This window comes from Pseudomonas entomophila, assembly GCF_013523165.1.
In the GTDB taxonomy this organism is placed as follows: domain Bacteria; phylum Pseudomonadota; class Gammaproteobacteria; order Pseudomonadales; family Pseudomonadaceae; genus Aquipseudomonas; species Aquipseudomonas entomophila_A.
This window is the reverse complement of record NZ_JAAMQI010000001.1, coordinates 116,920-135,027: the sequence shown is the minus strand read 5'-3', so window position 1 is coordinate 135,027 and position 18,108 is coordinate 116,920. Positions and strand designations below refer to the sequence as shown.

At 68.5% G+C, this 18,108-nt stretch carries 12 protein-coding genes and 1 pseudogene; 10 read left to right on the top strand and 3 right to left on the bottom strand.

The window, feature by feature from the left end; genetic code table 11:
- Positions 1–19 precede the first annotated feature (19 nt).
- Positions 20–1,219: an MFS transporter gene (locus tag G7Z99_RS00550; protein ID WP_181091049.1), complete on the bottom strand. Its 1,200-nt coding sequence runs from the start codon at positions 1,217–1,219 to the stop codon at positions 20–22.
- Between the two features lie 172 nt (positions 1,220–1,391).
- On the opposite strand from G7Z99_RS00550, the gene G7Z99_RS00545 reads away from it, so the two are divergent.
- Positions 1,392–2,357, top strand: a complete 966-nt coding sequence (locus G7Z99_RS00545; protein WP_181091047.1) for an endonuclease — start codon at positions 1,392–1,394, stop codon at positions 2,355–2,357.
- Positions 2,358–2,416: 59 nt separating this feature from the next.
- Here G7Z99_RS00545 and G7Z99_RS00540 read toward each other — a convergent pair.
- Positions 2,417–3,494, bottom strand: a pseudogene (locus tag G7Z99_RS00540) (MBL fold metallo-hydrolase RNA specificity domain-containing protein).
- A gap of 199 nt (positions 3,495–3,693) precedes the next feature.
- Between G7Z99_RS00540 and G7Z99_RS00535 the strand changes: the two are divergent.
- Positions 3,694–4,755 carry an SDR family oxidoreductase gene (locus G7Z99_RS00535; RefSeq protein ID WP_181091045.1) on the top strand — a complete coding sequence of 354 codons (1,062 nt, stop codon included), beginning with the start codon at positions 3,694–3,696 and terminating at the stop codon, positions 4,753–4,755.
- 44 nt (positions 4,756–4,799) lie between these two features.
- Here G7Z99_RS00535 and G7Z99_RS00530 read toward each other — a convergent pair whose 3' ends face one another.
- A complete protein-coding gene (locus G7Z99_RS00530; RefSeq protein WP_181091043.1) occupies positions 4,800–6,089 on the bottom strand; it encodes a phospholipase effector Tle1 domain-containing protein in 1,290 nt (429 codons plus the stop codon).
- Between the two features lie 226 nt (positions 6,090–6,315).
- Here G7Z99_RS00530 and G7Z99_RS00525 point away from each other — a divergent pair, with 226 nt between their 5' ends.
- From G7Z99_RS00525 to G7Z99_RS00490, 8 genes are read left to right on the top strand one after another with little or no spacing between them, the layout of a single operon-like run.
- The gene (locus tag G7Z99_RS00525) at positions 6,316–7,275 is read left to right on the top strand and encodes an AAA family ATPase (RefSeq protein WP_181091041.1); all 960 of its coding nucleotides are present in this window, start codon (positions 6,316–6,318) and stop codon (positions 7,273–7,275) included.
- 4 nt (positions 7,276–7,279) lie between these two features.
- Positions 7,280–8,224, top strand: a complete 945-nt coding sequence (locus G7Z99_RS00520; protein ID WP_181091039.1) for a DUF58 domain-containing protein — start codon at positions 7,280–7,282, stop codon at positions 8,222–8,224.
- Positions 8,221–8,724 carry a DUF4381 domain-containing protein gene (locus G7Z99_RS00515; protein WP_181091037.1) on the top strand — a complete coding sequence of 168 codons (504 nt, stop codon included), beginning with the start codon at positions 8,221–8,223 and terminating at the stop codon, positions 8,722–8,724. The genes G7Z99_RS00520 and G7Z99_RS00515 overlap by 4 nt, the downstream gene beginning before the upstream one ends.
- Positions 8,717–9,784, top strand: coding sequence for a vWA domain-containing protein (locus tag G7Z99_RS00510; RefSeq protein ID WP_181091035.1), 1,068 nt, complete (start codon positions 8,717–8,719; stop codon positions 9,782–9,784). Before G7Z99_RS00515 ends, G7Z99_RS00510 begins: the two co-directional genes overlap by 8 nt.
- A complete protein-coding gene (locus G7Z99_RS00505; RefSeq protein ID WP_181091033.1) occupies positions 9,781–11,490 on the top strand; it encodes a tetratricopeptide repeat protein in 1,710 nt (569 codons plus the stop codon). Before G7Z99_RS00510 ends, G7Z99_RS00505 begins: the two co-directional genes overlap by 4 nt.
- On the top strand, positions 11,487–13,106 hold the full coding sequence (locus G7Z99_RS00500; protein WP_181091031.1) for a BatD family protein: 1,620 nt from the start codon (positions 11,487–11,489) through the stop codon (positions 13,104–13,106). Before G7Z99_RS00505 ends, G7Z99_RS00500 begins: the two co-directional genes overlap by 4 nt.
- Positions 13,107–13,153: 47 nt before the next feature.
- Complete coding sequence (locus G7Z99_RS00495) at positions 13,154–14,392, top strand: exonuclease SbcCD subunit D C-terminal domain-containing protein (RefSeq protein ID WP_181091029.1); 1,239 nt, start codon at positions 13,154–13,156, stop codon at positions 14,390–14,392.
- A complete protein-coding gene (locus tag G7Z99_RS00490) occupies positions 14,389–18,039 on the top strand; it encodes an AAA family ATPase (RefSeq protein ID WP_181091027.1) in 3,651 nt (1,216 codons plus the stop codon). Before G7Z99_RS00495 ends, G7Z99_RS00490 begins: the two co-directional genes overlap by 4 nt.
- Positions 18,040–18,108: the final 69 nt, after the last annotated feature.

The window sequence follows — 18,108 nt, the reverse complement described above, 5'->3', positions numbered from 1 at the left end:
GCCGTGTCACCGGTCCCACTCAGTCGGCGCGCAGCGTGCGCAGACGCGGCACCGTGCACAAGGCCAGCAGCAACAGCGCCGCGACCCCGTAGAAGGCCTCGACCAGCCCGGTCCAGTGCGCCACATAGCCGATCAGCGCAGGGCCGAGCAGCACACCCAGGTAGCCGCAGATACTGACGGCAGCCACGGCCGATTGCACCGGCATGACCTGCTGACGCCCTACCAGGGTGAACAGCGCCGGCACCACGTTGCCGACCGCCAGCCCTGCGACGAACAGCCCCAGCAACACCCCGGCCAGGCTGTTGGCGAAGGCGGTGGCCGCCACGCCCAGGGCGGTGAAGGCAAAACCGATGATCAGCACCCTGAATTCGCCGAAGCGCCCCACCAGACGATCGCCCACCAGGCGGATCACCGTCATGGCCAAGGCGAACACAGCGTAGCCGACGCCCGACAGCGAGACGTCGACCTGCTTTTCCTGGGTCAGCAACACTGCTCCCCAGTCCAGCATGGCGCCTTCGCTGAGAAAGCAGATCAGGATCAACGCGCCCAACGTCACCACGATGCCCTTGGGCACGGCCAGCAGCACGCCGCCGGAATTGGCGGGAGTGCGCAGAAACCCTGGCATGGCCGCCACAAGACACGCCAGCACGACGGCGGCGGCACTCAGCGTTGCCGCGCCAAGGCCCACGCCGCTGGCGATCAGGCCCGCCATGGCGCTCGCGCCAACCAGCCCGCCGACACTGTAGAGCCCGTGAAAGCCTGACATCAACGGCGTGCCGGCCGCGTCCTGTACCGCCATACCGTGAATGTTGGCGGCCACGTCGATGGCGCCCACGGCAGCGCCGAACACCAGCAGGCACAGCCCCAGTGCCAGGGGAGTGGACAGCACCGAGAGCAGCGGCAGGATCGCCAGCATGCATGCCGCCCCGACCACGATCACCGGCTTGGCGCCGACGCGGGCACAGCACGCACCCGAGGCAGGCATACCGATCACCGCCCCCAGGCCCAGGCACAGCAGGATGTTGCCCAGCGTCGCTGCGTCGGCCCCGATGCGGGCTTGCACGAAGGGCACCAGCGGCGCCCAGCAGGACAAGGCGAATCCGGCGATGAAGAACGCCAGGCGCGTCGCCCGCTTGGCGCCTGGCAGGGCACGTGCCTGGGCGGTCTCAGCCTCTGGTCGCTGCCGAGTGGCAGGCGTTGTCCGTTCGATTCGACTCATGAACCCTCCTGGTCATTGCAACGGTCGAATAGCTCAGACGCCGAAAGAGCGTCGGCGTTTGGCGCGCATCGAAGGAAAATTCTCCCTCTCACGCTTCTCTCGGGCTGACAGCCTTGAGGGAAACGGTTTGTGCGTATAATCCGTGCTCCTTTCATTGCCCCTGTCCGTGACCATGACCCGATTGCTGTACGCCCTGACGCTGCTCCTGTCCCTCGTCACCACCGCGCACGCCGCGCCTCCCGCCACCTTCGCCGAAGCCAAGGTCGTGGCCAAGCAGAAGATCTACTTCGACCAGGGCAACAGTGCCACGGGCGAACTGTACTGCGGCTGCAAGTGGACCTGGGTCGGCAAGTCCGGGGGCCGGATCGATGCGCAGTCGTGCGGCTACCAGACCCGCAAGCAGCAGAACCGCGCCGAACGCACCGAGTGGGAACACATCGTCCCGGCCTGGACCTTCGGCCATCAGCGCCAGTGCTGGCAGAACGGCGGCCGTGCGCATTGCGTCGATGCCGACCCGGTGTTCCGCGCCATGGAAGCCAACCTGTTCAACCTGTACCCGGCCGTGGGCGAAGTGAACGGCGATCGCAGCAACTTCAATTACGGGATGGTCACCGGCGTCGCACCGCAGTACGGCCAGTGCCCCACCAAGGTGGACTTCCAGCAGCGCGCAGCCGAGCCCCGTGATGCGGTCAAGGGGCTGGTGGCACGCACCACGTTCTACATGTTCGATCGCTACAAGCTGAACATGTCGCGCCAGCAGCAACAGCTGCTGATGGCCTGGGACGCGCAATACCCGGTCAGCGCCTGGGAAAAACAGCGTGACCAGCGCATCGCCGCGATCATGGGCCATGCCAACCCGTTCGTGACCGGCGAGCGGCACTGGACACCGGGCTACAAGCCGGTCGGCGATGGTCTGGTAGACGCCTCGGCCCCGGCTCCCCGTCCGACCAAGGTCGAGCGCGCGCCTGCGACCGCGACCGGTTCCGGCGACATTCAAGGCAACCGCAAGAGCCTGCTCTACCACCTGCCGTCGGGTTGCCCGAGCTATGGCAAGGTGGCCGAGAAGAACCTGACCCGCTTCGCCACCGAGGCCCAGGCCCAGGCCGCCGGCTACCGCAAGGCCGGCAACTGCAAGTGAGCCTGCCGGCGACCTGAGCACGTCGGCACGGCGCTGGCCCACGGCCCTGTCGGCCCGCGTCAACCGTGGGGGATCTCGATCCTCGCCTGCCGGCCTGCCTCGCGGTAATGCCGGTGCAACAGGTCGGCCAGGCACTGCTTGGCCTGGGGCTCCCCGTGGATCAGGCGGATTTCCGTCGGCCACTGCGCCATGCGCGTCACCCACCCGACCAGATCAGCCTGGTCGGCATGGGCCGAATACCCCCCGACGCTGTCGATGCCCGCCCGGATGTCGACACGTTCGCCGTCCAGCATCACGTAGCCGCCCTCGGGACCGTAGGTCTGGATGTCATGCCCCGGCGTGCCCTTGACCTGATGCCCGACGAACACCACGTTGTGCCGTGGATCGCCCAGCAACGTCTTCAGGTAACGCACGATCCGGCCACCGGCGCACATGCCGTTGCCGGCGATGACGATGGCCGGGCGTGCGGTATCGGCCAGGTGCCGGACGATGCGTTCATGCTCGGCGTGGTCGTCCACGATCACCAGCTGCTTGAACGAGAACGGCCTGCTCGGGCGCTTCGAGGTCCGGCAGGAGTGGCGAATGCGAAGCGCCCAGGTCGCCGCTGAACACCACCCGCCGCTGCACGCCCTGGTCGACGAACTGCAGCTCCACGTAGGCTGATCCCAGCACATGCCCGGCCGGCTGCAGACGCAGCTGGCAGCCCTGCGCCGGGGTGCCGTGCACAGTGAACCAGGTGCCGTAGGGCAAGGCGATGATGCGCTGCCCGATGACTTTCAGGTAGCGCTCCAGCGCCTCGGGATCACGGCTGATCGCCAGGCGAAACGCGTCCTCCAGCACGATCGGCAGCAAGCGAGCCGAGGGCTCGCTGCACAGGATCGGCCCGTCGAAGCCGGCCGCCAGCAGGTTGGGAATGCGCCCTACATGGTCCAGGTGCACATGGGTCACGATCAGGACCTTGATCCCCTCGACGGGAAAGCCCAGGGCCAGGCGATCGTCTTCATGCTCGGCGTGGTCCGTGCCTTGAAAGGCGCCGCAGTCGATCAGCACGCTGTGCTCGGCATCGAGCCAGAGCTGGTGGCAGGAACCGGTCACGCCGTCGTGACCACCGCGGTGAACGAGCTTGGGAGACGTCATCGGGCTTCCTTGGCCGGCGCCCTGCGCTGGCAATGACCTGCGATAAAGAGGCGTACCGGCCGCGCGCCCCTGGATGCGCATTCGGCCTGTCGACGGTAGGCAAGTTTCCACGATCCGTGTCGGGATCGGCCCAACGGTCGATGCGAGGGAACGCTGCGATCTGCCCGCCCTCAGACGACCATACCTACAGGAGAACAGCATGAATCAGACAGCCTTGGTCGTCGGTGCCAGCGGTATCGTCGGCAGCGCCCTCACCCACCTGCTGGTCGAACAAGGATGGCCCGTCACCGCCCTGTCGCGCCACCCCAGCGAGCAGCCTGGCGTGATCCCGCTGGCCGCCGACTTGCAGGATCCTGCTTCCCTGACGAGCGCCCTGGCCGGGCACCAACCGACCCATGTGTTCATCACCACCTGGTCGCGTCAGGCCACCGAAGCCCTGAACATCCAGGTCAACGCCGCCATGGTGCGCAACCTGCTCGACGCCCTGCGCCCGGCCAAGAGCGTGCGCCACGTCACCCTGGTCACCGGCCTGAAACACTACCTCGGGCCCTTCGATGCCTACGGCAAGGGCCAACTGCCCCACACGCCGTTCCGTGAAGACCAGGGGCGCCTGGACGTCGAGAACTTCTACTACGCCCAGGAAGACGAGCTGTTCAGCGCAGCCGAGCGCGACGGCTTCACCTGGAACGTGCACCGTCCGCACACCGTCACCGGCGTGGCGGTCGGCAACGCGATGAACATGGCGACCACCCTCGCCGTCTACGCCACGGTGTGCAAACACCTGGGTCGCCCCTTCGTCTTCCCAGGATCGCGCGTCCAGTGGGACAGTCTCACGGACATGACCGACGCGCGCCAACTGGCGTGCCAGCAGCTCTGGGCCGCCACCACACCGGCCGCCTTCGATCAGGCGTTCAACGTCACCAACGGCGATGTGTTCCGCTGGAAGTGGATGTGGGGCCGGATCGCCGAATACTTCGGGCTGGAAGCGGCAGACTACCCCGAGCAGCTGGCGCCCCTGGAAACCCAGATGGCCGACGATGCGCCGACCTGGCGTCAGATCGCTGAAGCGAATGGCCTGCAAGAGCCCGACATGACGCGACTGGTCTCGCCCTGGCACACCGATGCCGATCTGGGTCGCCCGATCGAGGTGGTGACCGACATGTCCAAGAGCCGGCGCCTGGGCTTCACCGCTTACCAGGCCAGCGACCAGGCGTTCTTCGACGTGTTCGACCAGCTGCGTGCGCAACGTCTGATCCCCTGAAACGCCTCGGACGTCGTCTCTCGCCGAGGTTGGCCCAGCACGGCTCAGCCTCGGACTCGCCTGCGCCCCTGCGGTGCAGGCCTGTCGATGTAGAGGGCATCGAGCGCACTGTTGCGCAGCCCCTTGATCGGGTTCCAGTGGGCCGACGTATGAATGTAGCGCGAGGTCAGCACCCGACGTTGCTCCGGCGTCAGCCCTGGCGCTTCACGTTCGCCCAGGGCCATCGCCTCAAGCGTGTCGGCGATGGGTCGCAATTCGTCCGGTATCGCCAGCCGCCCGTCCTGTTCATCGATCGACGCCAGGGGCACCCCTGCACGTCGCGCTAGCGCATGCAGGATGCGCAGCGCGACACGTGACAGGTGGCCATGGACCTCGCGTTCGCGCAGCAAGGCGGCATGGACCTGCTTTTCGGCCGGTTCATCGCGCCGTGCACGCGTGGAGGCCAGGGCACGCTCCCAGGTCAGCACACGGGTGTCTGCAAGCGTTTCGCGCAAGGCCGCCACCTCGCGATACGCAGCAGTCTGCTTCACAGGCGTGGCGAGTGGCACCCGGCTCGACCGGGGCTTGCACATCAGCACCCGCTCCTGCAGACGCGTCGGGTACCCCCCACCAATGTCCGAGTGCGCACCCGGCAGCACGATGTCGTTCGCCGTCGGCACCAGGGGGAAGTGGTAGCGGTGCTCATCGCCCGCCACCAGTTGCACCACCTGCCCGGCCACGCCTGGCGCCAGCGCCAGGTCCAGGCCGCCATGATCGTCGTCGAAAGGCGCCAGGACGGCCACGACCGTGTCGAACAGCCCGATGAAGCCGAGCGAGACCGTGCAACCCACCTGGACCTTGTCGGACAACGCGCGCATGAATTGGCTCTGCCGGCCACGCTGCAGGTCATTGGCCAGGTGCCGGGCGGCGGCCGCGCCTCGACTGAAGCCGAACAGGTCGACCTGCACCCGCGCAGGCCGCCCTGCACCTGAGGCCTGCCAGTGCTGCGCCACCTGATCGGCCAGCGCCTGACTGGCCTGCTCGACCCGCCTGGCGACGCCGGTACGGCCGCGCCCGGTGGCCTGGCTCCAGAGCAGGTCGGCCTGCCCCCGGGCCGTGCCGACACCCTCCACATACACTCGCCCGGTCGCAGGTTGACCTGCGGCGGGCTGGCCCACGCAGGGGTACAGCTCGTACAGCAACGCGACATTGGTCAGCGCCTTGCCATGGCTGGCGTGTGACGGCTCGAACGGTTGGGCCTCGAGGTGCTCGAGGCTATTGAAGCGATTGTTGCCCGTGCCATCGAAGAAGACGCCGATGCGGAGCGTGTCGGGATGAGGGGATGGGTGATTCATGCGCGTGCTTCCTTCGACCAAAACGCCATGGAAGACAGCGGCCCGCGCCATGTGAATCAGCGCATCGGCCCACGCAGGCGGGATAAATGGACGCGACACCCGCACGGCCAGGTGTTATTTGTGTGTCGTCATTGGTCGGCAAGGGGCCGGATGCATTAAAGTAGGCGCCCTTGCCTGTGTGGTGGCCTGCCAACCCATCCCGGCTCTCAACCAGGAAGTCTCGACGATGGAACACCGTGACGCGCTCGTGGCGCTGCGCACCTTTCTTTCCACCCAGATCCTCGGCCAGGAAAAGCTCGTCGAGCGCCTCCTGATCGTGCTGCTGGCCGACGGCCACATGCTGGTCGAAGGGGCGCCGGGGCTGGCCAAGACCAAGGCGATCAAGGAGCTGGCAGAAGGCGTCGAAGCGCAGTTCCACCGCATCCAGTTCACCCCGGACCTGCTGCCGGCCGACATCACCGGCACCGAGATCTATCGTCCCGAAACCGGCAGCTTCGTGTTCCAGCAAGGGCCGATCTTCCACAACCTGGTGCTGGCCGACGAAATCAACCGGGCGCCTGCCAAGGTGCAGTCGGCCCTGCTCGAGGCCATGGCCGAACGTCAGGTCAGCGTGGGGCGCAGCACCTACGACCTGTCGCCGTTGTTTCTGGTCATGGCCACGCAGAACCCGATCGAGCAGGAAGGCACCTACCCACTGCCCGAGGCGCAGCTCGACCGCTTCCTGATGCACGTGAAGATCGGCTTTCCCGACTCGGCGGTCGAGCGCCGTATCCTGCAGCAGGCGCGTGGCGAAGCGCTCAACGGTGAAACCAAGCCGGAGCGCCGGGTCAGCCAGCAGGCGATCTTCGCGGCGCGCAAGGAAATCCTCGGCCTGTACATGGCCGATGCCGTGGAGGAGTACCTGGTGCAACTGGTCATGGCCACGCGCACCCCGGCCAAGTTCGATGCCGACCTGGCCGACTGGATCGCCTACGGTGCCAGCCCGCGCGGCTCCATCGCCCTGGACCGTTGCGCACGCGCGCATGCCTGGCTGGCCGGGCGCGACTTCGTCAGCCCCGAGGACATCCAGGCCGTGCTGTTCGATGTGCTGCGCCACCGCGTCATCCTGTCTTTCGAAGCCGAGGCAGCCGGTGTCGACCAGGACCGCGTGGTGCAGCGCATCCTCGACGTCGTGGCCGTCGCCTGAGCCCATGCCCACCTCGTCGCCAGCCGAACCCGGCATTCGCATCGGCCTCGCCGAGCTGATCGACATGCGTCACCGCGTGCGTGAGATCCAGCTGTTCGCCCAGGCCGGCCAGCGCAGCCCGTTGGTGGGCCTGCACCATTCGCGGCTGCGCGGGCGCGGCGTGGACTTCGACCAGGTGCGGGTCTACCAGGCCGGCGACGACGTGCGCAACATCGACTGGCGGGTCACGGCGCGTACCCAGGAGCCTCATACCAAACTGTTCCATGAGGAGCGCGAGCGGCCCATCTTCATCCTGGTCGAGCAGAGCCAGCGGCTGTTCTTCAGCTCGGGCCTCAACTTCAAGTCGGTCCTGGCGGCCCAGGCGGCGGCCCTGTTCGGCTGGGCCGCCCTCGGTCACAACGACCGGGTCGGCGGCCTGGTGTTCGGCGACGCCGAGCACTATGAGATCAAACCGCGCCGCAGCAAGCAGAGCCTGTTGCAGCTGCTCAACCGGCTGGCACGGGTCAACCAGTCGCTGCACACCGAAGCCGTGCCGCACCCGGACAGCCTGGGTCTGGCGCTGCGCCGTGCCCGCGAGGTGCTGCGCCCGGGCAGCCTGGCCATCGTGATCTGCGACGAGCGCGCCCTGAGCCCGGCTGCCGAGCAGCACCTGAGCCTGCTGTCGCGGCACTGCGACCTGCTGTTGATGCCGATTTCCGACCCATTGGACCACGCGCTTCCCGCCGCCGGCCTGCTGCGCTTCGCCCAGCGCTCGGCACAGCTGGAGCTCGACACCCTCGACCCGCACCTGCGCCAGGCCTACCGGCAGCAGGCCGAGGTGCGCATCGAACGCTGGGACACGCTGGCGCAGAAGCTGCGCGTGGTGCTGATGCCCTTGAGCACGCAGCGCGAGATGCTCGACCAGTTGCGCGACTACCTCGCCGAACAACGTCCGAGGCGCGCACCATGAGCCCATTGGAACAGTTGCAGCCGTTGATCGAGCCTGCGCCGGTCAGCGCCTGGCCACCTGCACCAGGCTGGTGGGCGCTGTTGGCGCTGACGCCGGTGCTGGTGTGGACGGCATGGCGCGTGTACCAGAGACTGTCCCGGCGCCTGGCGCCACGCCCGCTCGCGCAGGCCGAGCAGCCCCTGGACCCGATCCGCGTGGAAGCGCTCGCCGAGCTGGCACGTCTGCCGCGCCCGTACGACGGCGCACCGGCCGGCGCCTGGCTGCAACAGATCAACGCACTGCTCAAGCGCTTGTGCCGCAACCACTACCCGGATGCCAACAGCCATACCCTCAACGGCCGCCAATGGCTGGCCTTTCTCGACAACCGCTGCCCCGCCGCCGGGCTGACCCGTTGGATGATCCTGGTCGAAGGCGCCTACAAGCCCGAGTGCAAGCTCGACGACAAGGCCATCGCCGGGCTGGGCAACGCCGTCGACACCTGGATCCGCAAACATGTTTGACCTGGCCTGGCCGTGGATCTTGCTGCTGGCGCCGTTGCCTTGGCTGGCACGGCTGCTGCTGCCGCCTGCCGAAAGCGGCGAGCCGGTGCTCAAGGTCGGCTTCCTGCCCGAACTCGAACGCCTGGCCGGGCGCCGGGCGCGCTTGAGCCTGCCGACCTGGCGCCAGCAGGCGCCGTTCGTGATCATCTGGCTGCTGGTGCTGCTGGCCACGGCGCGCCCCCAGTGGCTGGGCGAACCGGTGCCGGTGGCTGCCAGCGGTCGCGACCTGCTGGTGGCCGTCGATGTGTCCGGCTCGATGGACTTCCCCGACATGCAGTGGCAAGACGAGGACGTCAGCCGCCTGGACCTGGTCAAGGCGCTGCTGGGCGACTTTCTCCAGAACCGCGAAGGCGATCGCGTCGGCTTGATCCTGTTCGGCAGCCAGGCCTACCTGCAGGCGCCCTTGACCTTCGATCGACGGACCGTGCGGGCGTTTCTGGATGAAGCACGGATCGGCATCGCCGGCAAGAACACGGCCATCGGCGATGCCATCGGCCTGGCGGTCAAACGCTTGCGCGAGCGTCCCGCGACCAGTCGGGTACTGATCCTGATCACCGACGGTGCCAACAACGGGGGCCAGATCCACCCTCTGACCGCCGCACGCCTGGCGGCCCAGGAAGGCGTGCGCATCTACACCATCGGTATCGGCGCCAACCCCGAGACCACCGGCATGCCGGGCCTGCTGGGGCTGAACCCGAGCCTGGACCTGGACGAAGCCTCCCTGCGCGAGATCGCCGCCTTGACCCAGGGCAGTTACTTCCGCGCCCACGATGGCGCCGAACTCGGTGCGATCGGCGAGACCCTCGACCAGCTCGAGCCGGTGACCCAGCAACCGACTCAGACCCGCGTGGCCAGGCCCTTGTATGCCTGGCCTCTGGCGTTGGCGCTGCTGTTGAGCGTGTTGCTGGTCGGCAGCAGCCTGTGGCCCGAACCCCTGTTGCAGCGCCTGCTGCGCCAGGGTCGCCTGCCGGCGCCGTTGGCGCGCGGGTATGCCCGCCTGGTCGCGAGGAAACGCCCATGATCGAACTCTGGCCGCAATGGCTGCGCCCGCTCTGGCTACTGGCGTTGCCAGCGCTCGGGTGGTTGCTGTTCAGGGTGTGGCACCGGCGCAAGCGTGCCGGCCGCTGGCAGATGATCGTGCCGGCGCGGTTCCACGCCGTGCTGCTCGGCGGCGGCGATGGCAGCACCAGCAAGCTGCACTGGGTGGTCCTGGGCCTGGCCTGGTTGCTGACGCTGCTGGCCCTGCTCGGGCCCAGCTGGCAACGCCTGGAGGACGCCCACCAACGTCCGGCCGACCCGCTGGTGATCCTGCTCGAGCTGACGCCGCAGATGCTCGCCGAGGACAGCGCGCCCAATCGCCTACAGCAGGCACGGCGCAAGATCCTCGATGTGCTCGAACACCGCCGCGACAGCCAGACTGCGCTGATCGTCTATGCCGGCAGCGCACATGTGCTGGTGCCGTTGTCGGACGACGTGGCCACCACGCGCAACCTGCTCGAGGCGGTCGACCCGTCGATCATGCCGCAGGCCGGGCAACGGGCGGACCTGGCCGTGCGCAAGGGGCTGGCGCTGTTGGCCCAGAGCGGGCTCGGGCAAGGGCGGCTGCTGCTGGTCGGCTCCTCGCTGGATGATCGTGAACGGCGCGGTATCCTCCGCGCCCTGGGCCGTCAAGGCCCGAGCCTGTTGATGCTGGGCATCGGCAGCAGCGCCGGAGCACCGGTGCGCCAGGCCAATGGCGAGTACCTCAAGGATGCCCAGGGCGCGATCCTCGTGCCACGCCTGGACGGCCCGAGCCTGAAGACCTTCGTCAATGGCACCGGCGGGCGCTACCGGCATGCGCGCATCGACGACCTGGACCTGCGCGGCCTGGGGCTGTTCGACGACCCTCGGGCACTGCACAGCGAGGGGCAGCGCCTGCAACTGGACAGCTGGGCCGACCAGGGTCACTGGTTGCTGCTGCCTCTGCTGGTGCTGATGGCCTGCGCCGGTCGACGCGGCTGGTTGTTCTGCCTGCCGCTGCTGCTGGTCCTGCCCCAGCCCAGCTACGCGTCGAGCTTCGACGACCTGTGGGCACGCCCTGACCAGCAAGGTCAGCGCCTGCTGGAGGCCGGTCGACCTGACGAGGCCGCGCGGCACTTCCGTGACCCGGCCTGGCGTGGCGTGGCCCTGTACCAGGCCGGCGACTTCGCCGGCGCAGCACACGCATTCGCCAAGGGCCGGACAGCCCAGGCCCATTACAACCGAGGCAATGCACTGGCCCGGGCCGGCGACCTGGAAGGCGCCCTGGATGCCTACGACCAGGCGCTGGAGCTGCAACCAGACCTGCCGGCAGCGTTGAGCAACCAGGCCTTGGTGCAACAGGCGCTCCAGGCACGCGAAGCGCAGGCCCAGGCTGACGATCAGTCTGCGCAGTCGCAGCCCAGCCCGGATCGCGACAACCAGGGCAACAGTGGCTCGCCCGGCGACTCCAGCGACTCGGCACCGGCCGAAGGCGACTCGACGCCTCCACCCAGTCGCGCCTCGGACGACGCCGACGCCCGGCCCGGCCACAGTCCCGCTGCGGACGATGTCCTGCACCCGCCCCAGCGCCCCGCCGAGGCCGCCCTGGATGCCGAGCAGCGCCAGGCCCTGGAGCAATGGTTGCGCGAGATCCCCGACAACCCGGCAGAGCTGCTGCGGCGCAAGTTCTGGTACGAGCAGCAACTGAATCAGGAATCCACCCCATGAGCCGCCTTGGCGTCTTGCTTGTCTGCCTGTGTGCCTGCCTGACGGTCCAGGCGCAATCCCTCTTCCAGGCGTCGGTCGACCGTACCCGTGTGGACGCGGGCGAGACGCTCGAGCTGACCCTCGAGAGCCAGGACGTCACCCAGTTCGGCAAACCTGACCTGAGCGTGCTGGAGACCGATTTCGACGTGCGCAGCACGCGTCAGCTCAACAGCCTGCACACGCTGGACGGCGAAACGCGTGCGAGCACCCGCTGGATCATCACGCTGCTGCCGCGTCGCAGCGGCAGCCTGCAGATCCCGGCCCTGCAGTTGGGCCAGGCCAGCACCCAGCCCATCGAGCTGCAGGTACAGCAGGCCGACCCCAGCCACGCCGGGGGTGCGGCGCCGGTGTTCCTCGAAGCCACGCTGGACAGCGACGACGTCTATGTCCAGGCGCAGGCCGTACTGACCGTGCGGGTCTACCATTCGGTCTCGCTGTATGACGACAGCACCCTGAGCCCGCCCCAGGTGGAAGACGTCAAGCTCGAGCCACTGGGCGATTCGCGCACCTTCGAGAAGGACATCGACGGCGTCCGTCATGGCGTGATCGAAACCCGCTATGCCCTCTACCCGCAGCGCAGCGGCCCGCTGGACATCGCTCCGTTGACGTTCACCGCCACTGCCGCCGACACCGAAGGCGCCTCCCCTGGCAGCGCACGCGGCCGCCAGGTGCAGGCGCGCTCGCTGCCCCTGCGCCTGCAGGTACGGCCCATCCCTGCCAGCTACCCGGCGGACACACCGTGGCTGCCGGCGCGCAGCCTGATCCTGGAGGAGCACTGGAACCCGGATCCGGCCCTGCAGCGCACCCAGGTCGGGGACTCGCTGACCCGCCGTATCAGCCTGCGCGCCGAGGGCCTGTCGAGCGCCCAGCTGCCCGCGCTGCCGGCCACCGAAGTGGCCGGGTTGCGCCGTTACCCGGATCAACCGCAGTTGCGCAATGACGTCGGTGAGCGCGGCATGATCGCCAATCGCGAGGAGCGCGAGGCGCTGGTACCGGTGCGCGCCGGGGAGCTGGCCCTGCCCGCCCAGGACGTCGTGTGGTGGAACACCCGTGAAGACCATCTGGAGCATAGCAACCTGCCGGCACGCACCCTGACCGTGCTCGACAACCCGGCGTTGACCGGCGACGCCCCGGTCAACAGCGCCGGCACACCGGTTCACCTGTGGCCTTGGCAACTGGCGACCGTGCTGCTGGCCCTGAGCAACCTGTTGGTCGGCGCGCTGTGGTGGCGGGCACGCTCGCGGCCGGCGGTGGCGCGGGCAGTGCAGAACGGGCCGAGCCCGCGCAGCCTGCTCGACGACCTCAAGCGCGCCTGCCAGGCCAACGACCCGCAGGCCACCCGTCAGGCGCTCGATGCCTGGGCGCGTCAGCAACCGGAAACCCTGGCCGACATGGCCGCGCGTTTCGTACCCTTGTCCGATGCCCTGGACGGGCTCAATGGCGCGCTCTACAGCGAGACCGGCCAGACCTGGCAGGGCGACGAGCTGTGGCGCGCCATCGGTACCATTCCTTCGGCCGAGCACCTGCGCCCGCCTGCGGGCGATGCTGGCAGTCTGCCGCCGCTGTATCCCAAATAATCCTGGCGTGACGCCTGGCGTCGCGCCCGTACTGCATGGACCCTTCGATGCGCCTGTTTCACACGTCCGACTGGCACCTGGGCCAGAGCCTGCATGGCCAGGAACGCGACTACGAGCATGCCTGCTTCCTCACCTGGCTGCTCGAGCAGCTGCGTCAGGAGCAGCCCGATGCCCTGCTGATCGCTGGCGACGTCTTCGACACCGTCAATCCACCGGTCAAGGCACAGGAGCGCCTCTACGACTTCATCGTCCAGGCCCACGAGCAACAGCCCACCCTGGACATCGTGATGATCGCCGGCAACCACGACTCCGGCTCGCGCATCGAGCTGCCAGCGCCCCTGATGCGCCGGTTGCGCACCCATGCCTTGGGGCGGGTGCACTGGCTGGACGATGGCCAGCTCGACGCCGAGCGCCTGTTGATCCCGCTGACCGGCGCGGATGGTCAAGTCGGCGCCTGGTGCCTGGCGCTGCCCTTCATGCGCCCGGCCGAGGTCACCGGCCTGCACCTGGGCGACGACTACCTTCGCGGGGTCGGCCAGGTGCACCAGCAACTGATCGCCGCCGCTCAAGACAAACGTGCGCCAGGTCAGGCGCTGATCGCCATCAGCCATGCGCACATGGCCGGCGGCAGCGTGTCCGAAGACTCCGAACGCAGCCTGATCATCGGCAACGCCGAGGCCCTGCCTGCGCGGCTGTTCGATCCGTGCATCGGCTACGTGGCCCTGGGGCACCTGCACAAGCCTCAACGGGTCAACCGCGAAGCGCGTATTCGCTACAGCGGTTCACCCCTGCCGCTGTCGTTCGCCGAGGTCGACTACCCGCACCAGATCCTCGATGTGCGCTTCGACGGCGCCACGCTGGCCAGCGTCGAGCCGCGCCGGGTGCCACGTGCGGTCTCGCTCAGGCGCGTCGGTCCTGCGCCGCTGGAGGCATTGCTCGAGACCCTGGCCGAGCTGCCGGCGGTCGATCTGCTCGACGACCCCCGGCACCAACCCTGGCTCGAGGTACGGGTCAGGCTCGATGCCCCGCGCCCCGACCTGCGCCAGCAGCTGGAGACGGCGCTGCAGGGCAAGGCCGTGCGCCTGGTGCGGATCTATGCGGAGTACGCCGGCAGCGGCCAGGTCGACGACCCCGGCGAGCGGCTGGTGGAACTGGGCGAGCTGACGCCCCAGGACCTGTTCGGCCGAGCCTGGACCCAGGCTTACGGCAGCCCGGTGGACGCGCAGGCGTTGGCCGACTTCGCCGTGCTGCTGCATGAAGTACAGCACGAGGAGGAGCAGCCATGAAGATCCTTGCCATCCGCCTGAAGAACCTGGCGTCGATCGCCGGCCCGGTGGACATCGACTTCACCGCCGAACCCCTGGCCAGCGCTGGCCTGTTCGCCATCACCGGTCCGACCGGGGCCGGCAAGAGCACCCTGCTCGATGCGCTGTGCCTGGCACTGTTCGGCAGTGTCCCGCGCCTGGGCGCCGTATCGCGCGAGGCCAAGGTGCCGGATGGCGACGGCGACATTGCCACCTGGGACCCACGCAACCTGCTGCGCCGCGGCACCGGCAGCGGTCACGCCGAAGTCGATTTCGTCGGCACCGACGGCCACCGCTACCGCGCCCGCTGGGAAGCCAACCGGGCCCGTGACAAGGCTGGCGGCAAGTTGCAGCACAGCCGCCAGAGCCTGCACGACCTGGACAGCGAGCAACTGCTGAGCAACCAGAGCAAGACCGAATACAAACACCTGATCGAGGCGCGCCTGGGGCTGAACTTCGACCAGTTCACGCGTGCGGTGATGCTGGCGCAGAGCGAATTCAGCGCCTTTCTCAAGGCCGACGACAAGGAGCGCAGCGAGCTGCTGGAAAAGCTCACCAACACCTCCATCTACACCCGTCTGGGGCAACGGGCCTTCAGCAAGGCGCGCGAGGCCGGCGAGCGGCATGCCCAGCTCGAGGCCGAGGCCGCCCATGTGGTGCCCCTGGCCGACGACCTGCGCCAGGTGCTCGATCAGCAGCTCATCCAGGCGCGGCAGGACTTGCAGGCCCACCAGGCGCGGCAGCGGCAACTGGAGGCGCAGCGGGTCTGGTTGGCCGAGCAGCAGCGCCTGCGCGACCAATGCGCGAGCGCTGCCGAGGCACTGCGCGAGGCCGAACAGGCTGCCGATGCCCTGGAGGCGCAGCGCCAGGACGTGCTGTGGCTCGAGCAGCTCGCCCCCCAGCGTCATCTGTTCCAGCGTCAGCAGGCGGTCCAGGCCGAGCTGACGTCCTTGCAGGCCGCCTCGACCGCCCGGCAGCAGGAGCAGCAAACGCTGGAGGCGCATGTCGCCCAGCAGCGCGAGGCCGTCCAGGCGGCCCACCTGGCCGTGCAACAGGCCCAGGCCCAGGTGACGGACGCAGGCCCTGCCTTGCGCCGCGCCTATGCGGCACACGATCACCTGCAGCGCCTGGCCGAGGAGCAGGCTCGCCTGACCACGGCTGTCGAACAGGCCGATCAGGCCGTTCGCCAGGGACAGCAGCAGCTCGATCAGTTGCAGGCCCAGCAGCAGCGCAGCCTCGACCACCTGGCGACGATCGAGGCGGCCCTGGCGCACAGCACCGAGCTGGAGGGACTGAGCACCGCCTGGCATGCCTATCGCGCCCAGCTCCAGCAGCTGTTGCAGATCGACACGCGCCTGACCCAGGGGCGCGCCGAACTGCCTGCCCTGCAACGCACCGTCGAGCAGGCGACCCAGGACGTAAGCACGAGACAGCAGGCGCGGACGTTGCTGTTCAGCGAGGCGGACGTTGAACCGCAGGCGTTGGGCGAGCAACTGGACCTGCTGGGCCCGTTGCTGCAGGACAATCGACGACAGCTGCGCACGGTCGAAGCCGCAGCGCGCGTTCATGCCCGCCAGCAGGAGCTGGAGCAGGACCTGACCGCGCTGCAGCAGCGCCAGGCCGACGCGCTACAGACACGCCAGCAACAGGTCACCGAGGGGCTTGCCGCCAAGGCCGAGCTGGACACGGCCGAGCAGGCCCTGACGTTGACGCGCCAACTGCTGGAACGTCAGCGCCTGGCCCGCACGGCCAGCGTCGAACAGCTGCGCGCGCAGTTGCAGGATGACCAGCCCTGCCCGGTCTGCGGCAGTGCCGAACACCCTTATCATCGGCCTGAGGCGCTGCTGGAAAGCCTGGGCGCACATGACCAGGCCGAAGAGCGGCAAGCCCAGGAGCAGGTCGATCGGCTCAAGGCCCGGCTCGACGACCTGCGCTTGAGCGTCGGCGTGCTCAACGGGCAGATCAAGGCGTATCAGCACCAGCAGGACCAGTTGCGCGCGCAGTTGCAGCCGCTGGTCGAGCAGCTGGCGGCGGACCCGCTCTGGCCCACCCTCGACACCCAGGACCCACCGGCCCGCACGGCCTGGCTGGCCCTGCAACAGCGCCGCCTGGAGCAGGACATCGGCCGCGACGAAGCCCGCCAGGCGCTGTTACATGATGTGCAGCGCCAGGCCGTCGTGCTGAACGAGCAGGTGCAGGCTGCGCTCGAGGCGCGCCAGCAGGCCGAACGTCAGCTCGAGCAGCAGCGCCAGGCGCTGGAAGACGATCGGCAGCGCCTGGACCAGGCCCTGGCGGCGTTCGCCCCGGTCATGCCGGCAGCGCTGCTGCAGGCGCTCAAGGACAATGCCGCCCAGGCCTTCCTGACGCTCGATCAACAGGTCGGCCTGCGTGTGCAGCAACAGGCGCAGTACCGCGAAGAGCACCAGGAGCAGCAGGCACGACAAGCGCGACTCGACCCGTTGCGCAACGAGCAGCACGCCGGCCAGGTGCGTCTGCGCGAGGTGCGCGACCAGTGCACGGCGCTCGAGGCGCAACGGCACCAGGCACAGCAGGCGCTGACCGACCTGCTGGGTTCGCATGCCAGCGCCGAGCAGTGGCAGGCGCAGGTGGAACACGCCTTGGCGCAGGCTCGTCTGGCCGAGACCGAGGCCAATCAGCAGGTCCAGCGACTGCGCGAGCAGCAGGTGGCGCTGGCAGGCGAGATCAAGGCCGATGGCGCGCGCGAAGCCGCCCTGGCCGAAGAGCGCCAGGCACTCCAGACCCAGGTCGCGCAGTGGCGAGCGGGCCACCCGCAAGTGAGCGACGATCAGCTCGAGCGGTTGCTGGCGGTGGATGACACACAACGCGACCACTGGCGTCAGTCGCTTTCTGCGGCAGACACGCGCCTGCACCAGGCGCGCATCCTGCTCACCGAACGCGAGGCGCGCATACAGCAGCACATGGCGCTGGCCGACGACACCGCCCTGCCCGCCGATGCCCTGGAGCAGACGCTTCAGGTCCTGCACCCGCAGATCGCCGAACACGAGCAGCACTGCGCCGAACTGCGTGCGCGCCAGGCCGACGACGACCGTCGCCGCGACGCTTATCGCGCGCTGGCGACCGACATCGACACCGCGTACCAGCACTGGCAGCGCTGGGCACGCGTGAATGCGCTCATCGGGTCGGCCACGGGCGACACCTTCCGCAAGTTTGCCCAGGGCTACAACCTCGACCTGCTGCTGCACCATGCCAACAGTCAGCTGCGCCAACTGGCCCGTCGCTACCGCCTCAAGCGCGGCGGCAGTGCGTTGGGCCTGCTGGTGCTGGACACCGAAATGGGGGACGAGCTGCGGTCGGTGCACTCGCTGTCCGGTGGCGAGACCTTCCTGGTCTCGTTGGCCCTGGCCCTGGGCCTGGCATCGATGGCGTCGAGCACCCTGCGCATCGAGTCATTGTTCATCGACGAAGGCTTCGGCAGCCTCGACCCGGAATCGCTGCAACTGGCCATGGACGCGCTGGATGGCCTGCAGGCCCAGGGTCGCAAGGTGGCGGTGATCTCCCATGTGCAAGAGATGCACGAGCGCATCCCGGTGCAGATCCAGGTGCAGCGTCAGGGGAATGGGTTGAGCAAGGTGGAGGTGGTGGGTTAGGCAGGGCCATGCAATCGCCTGCCCGGTTCAGCGACACGACGCCGCCTGTAAGACAGTTGCTCACAAGGT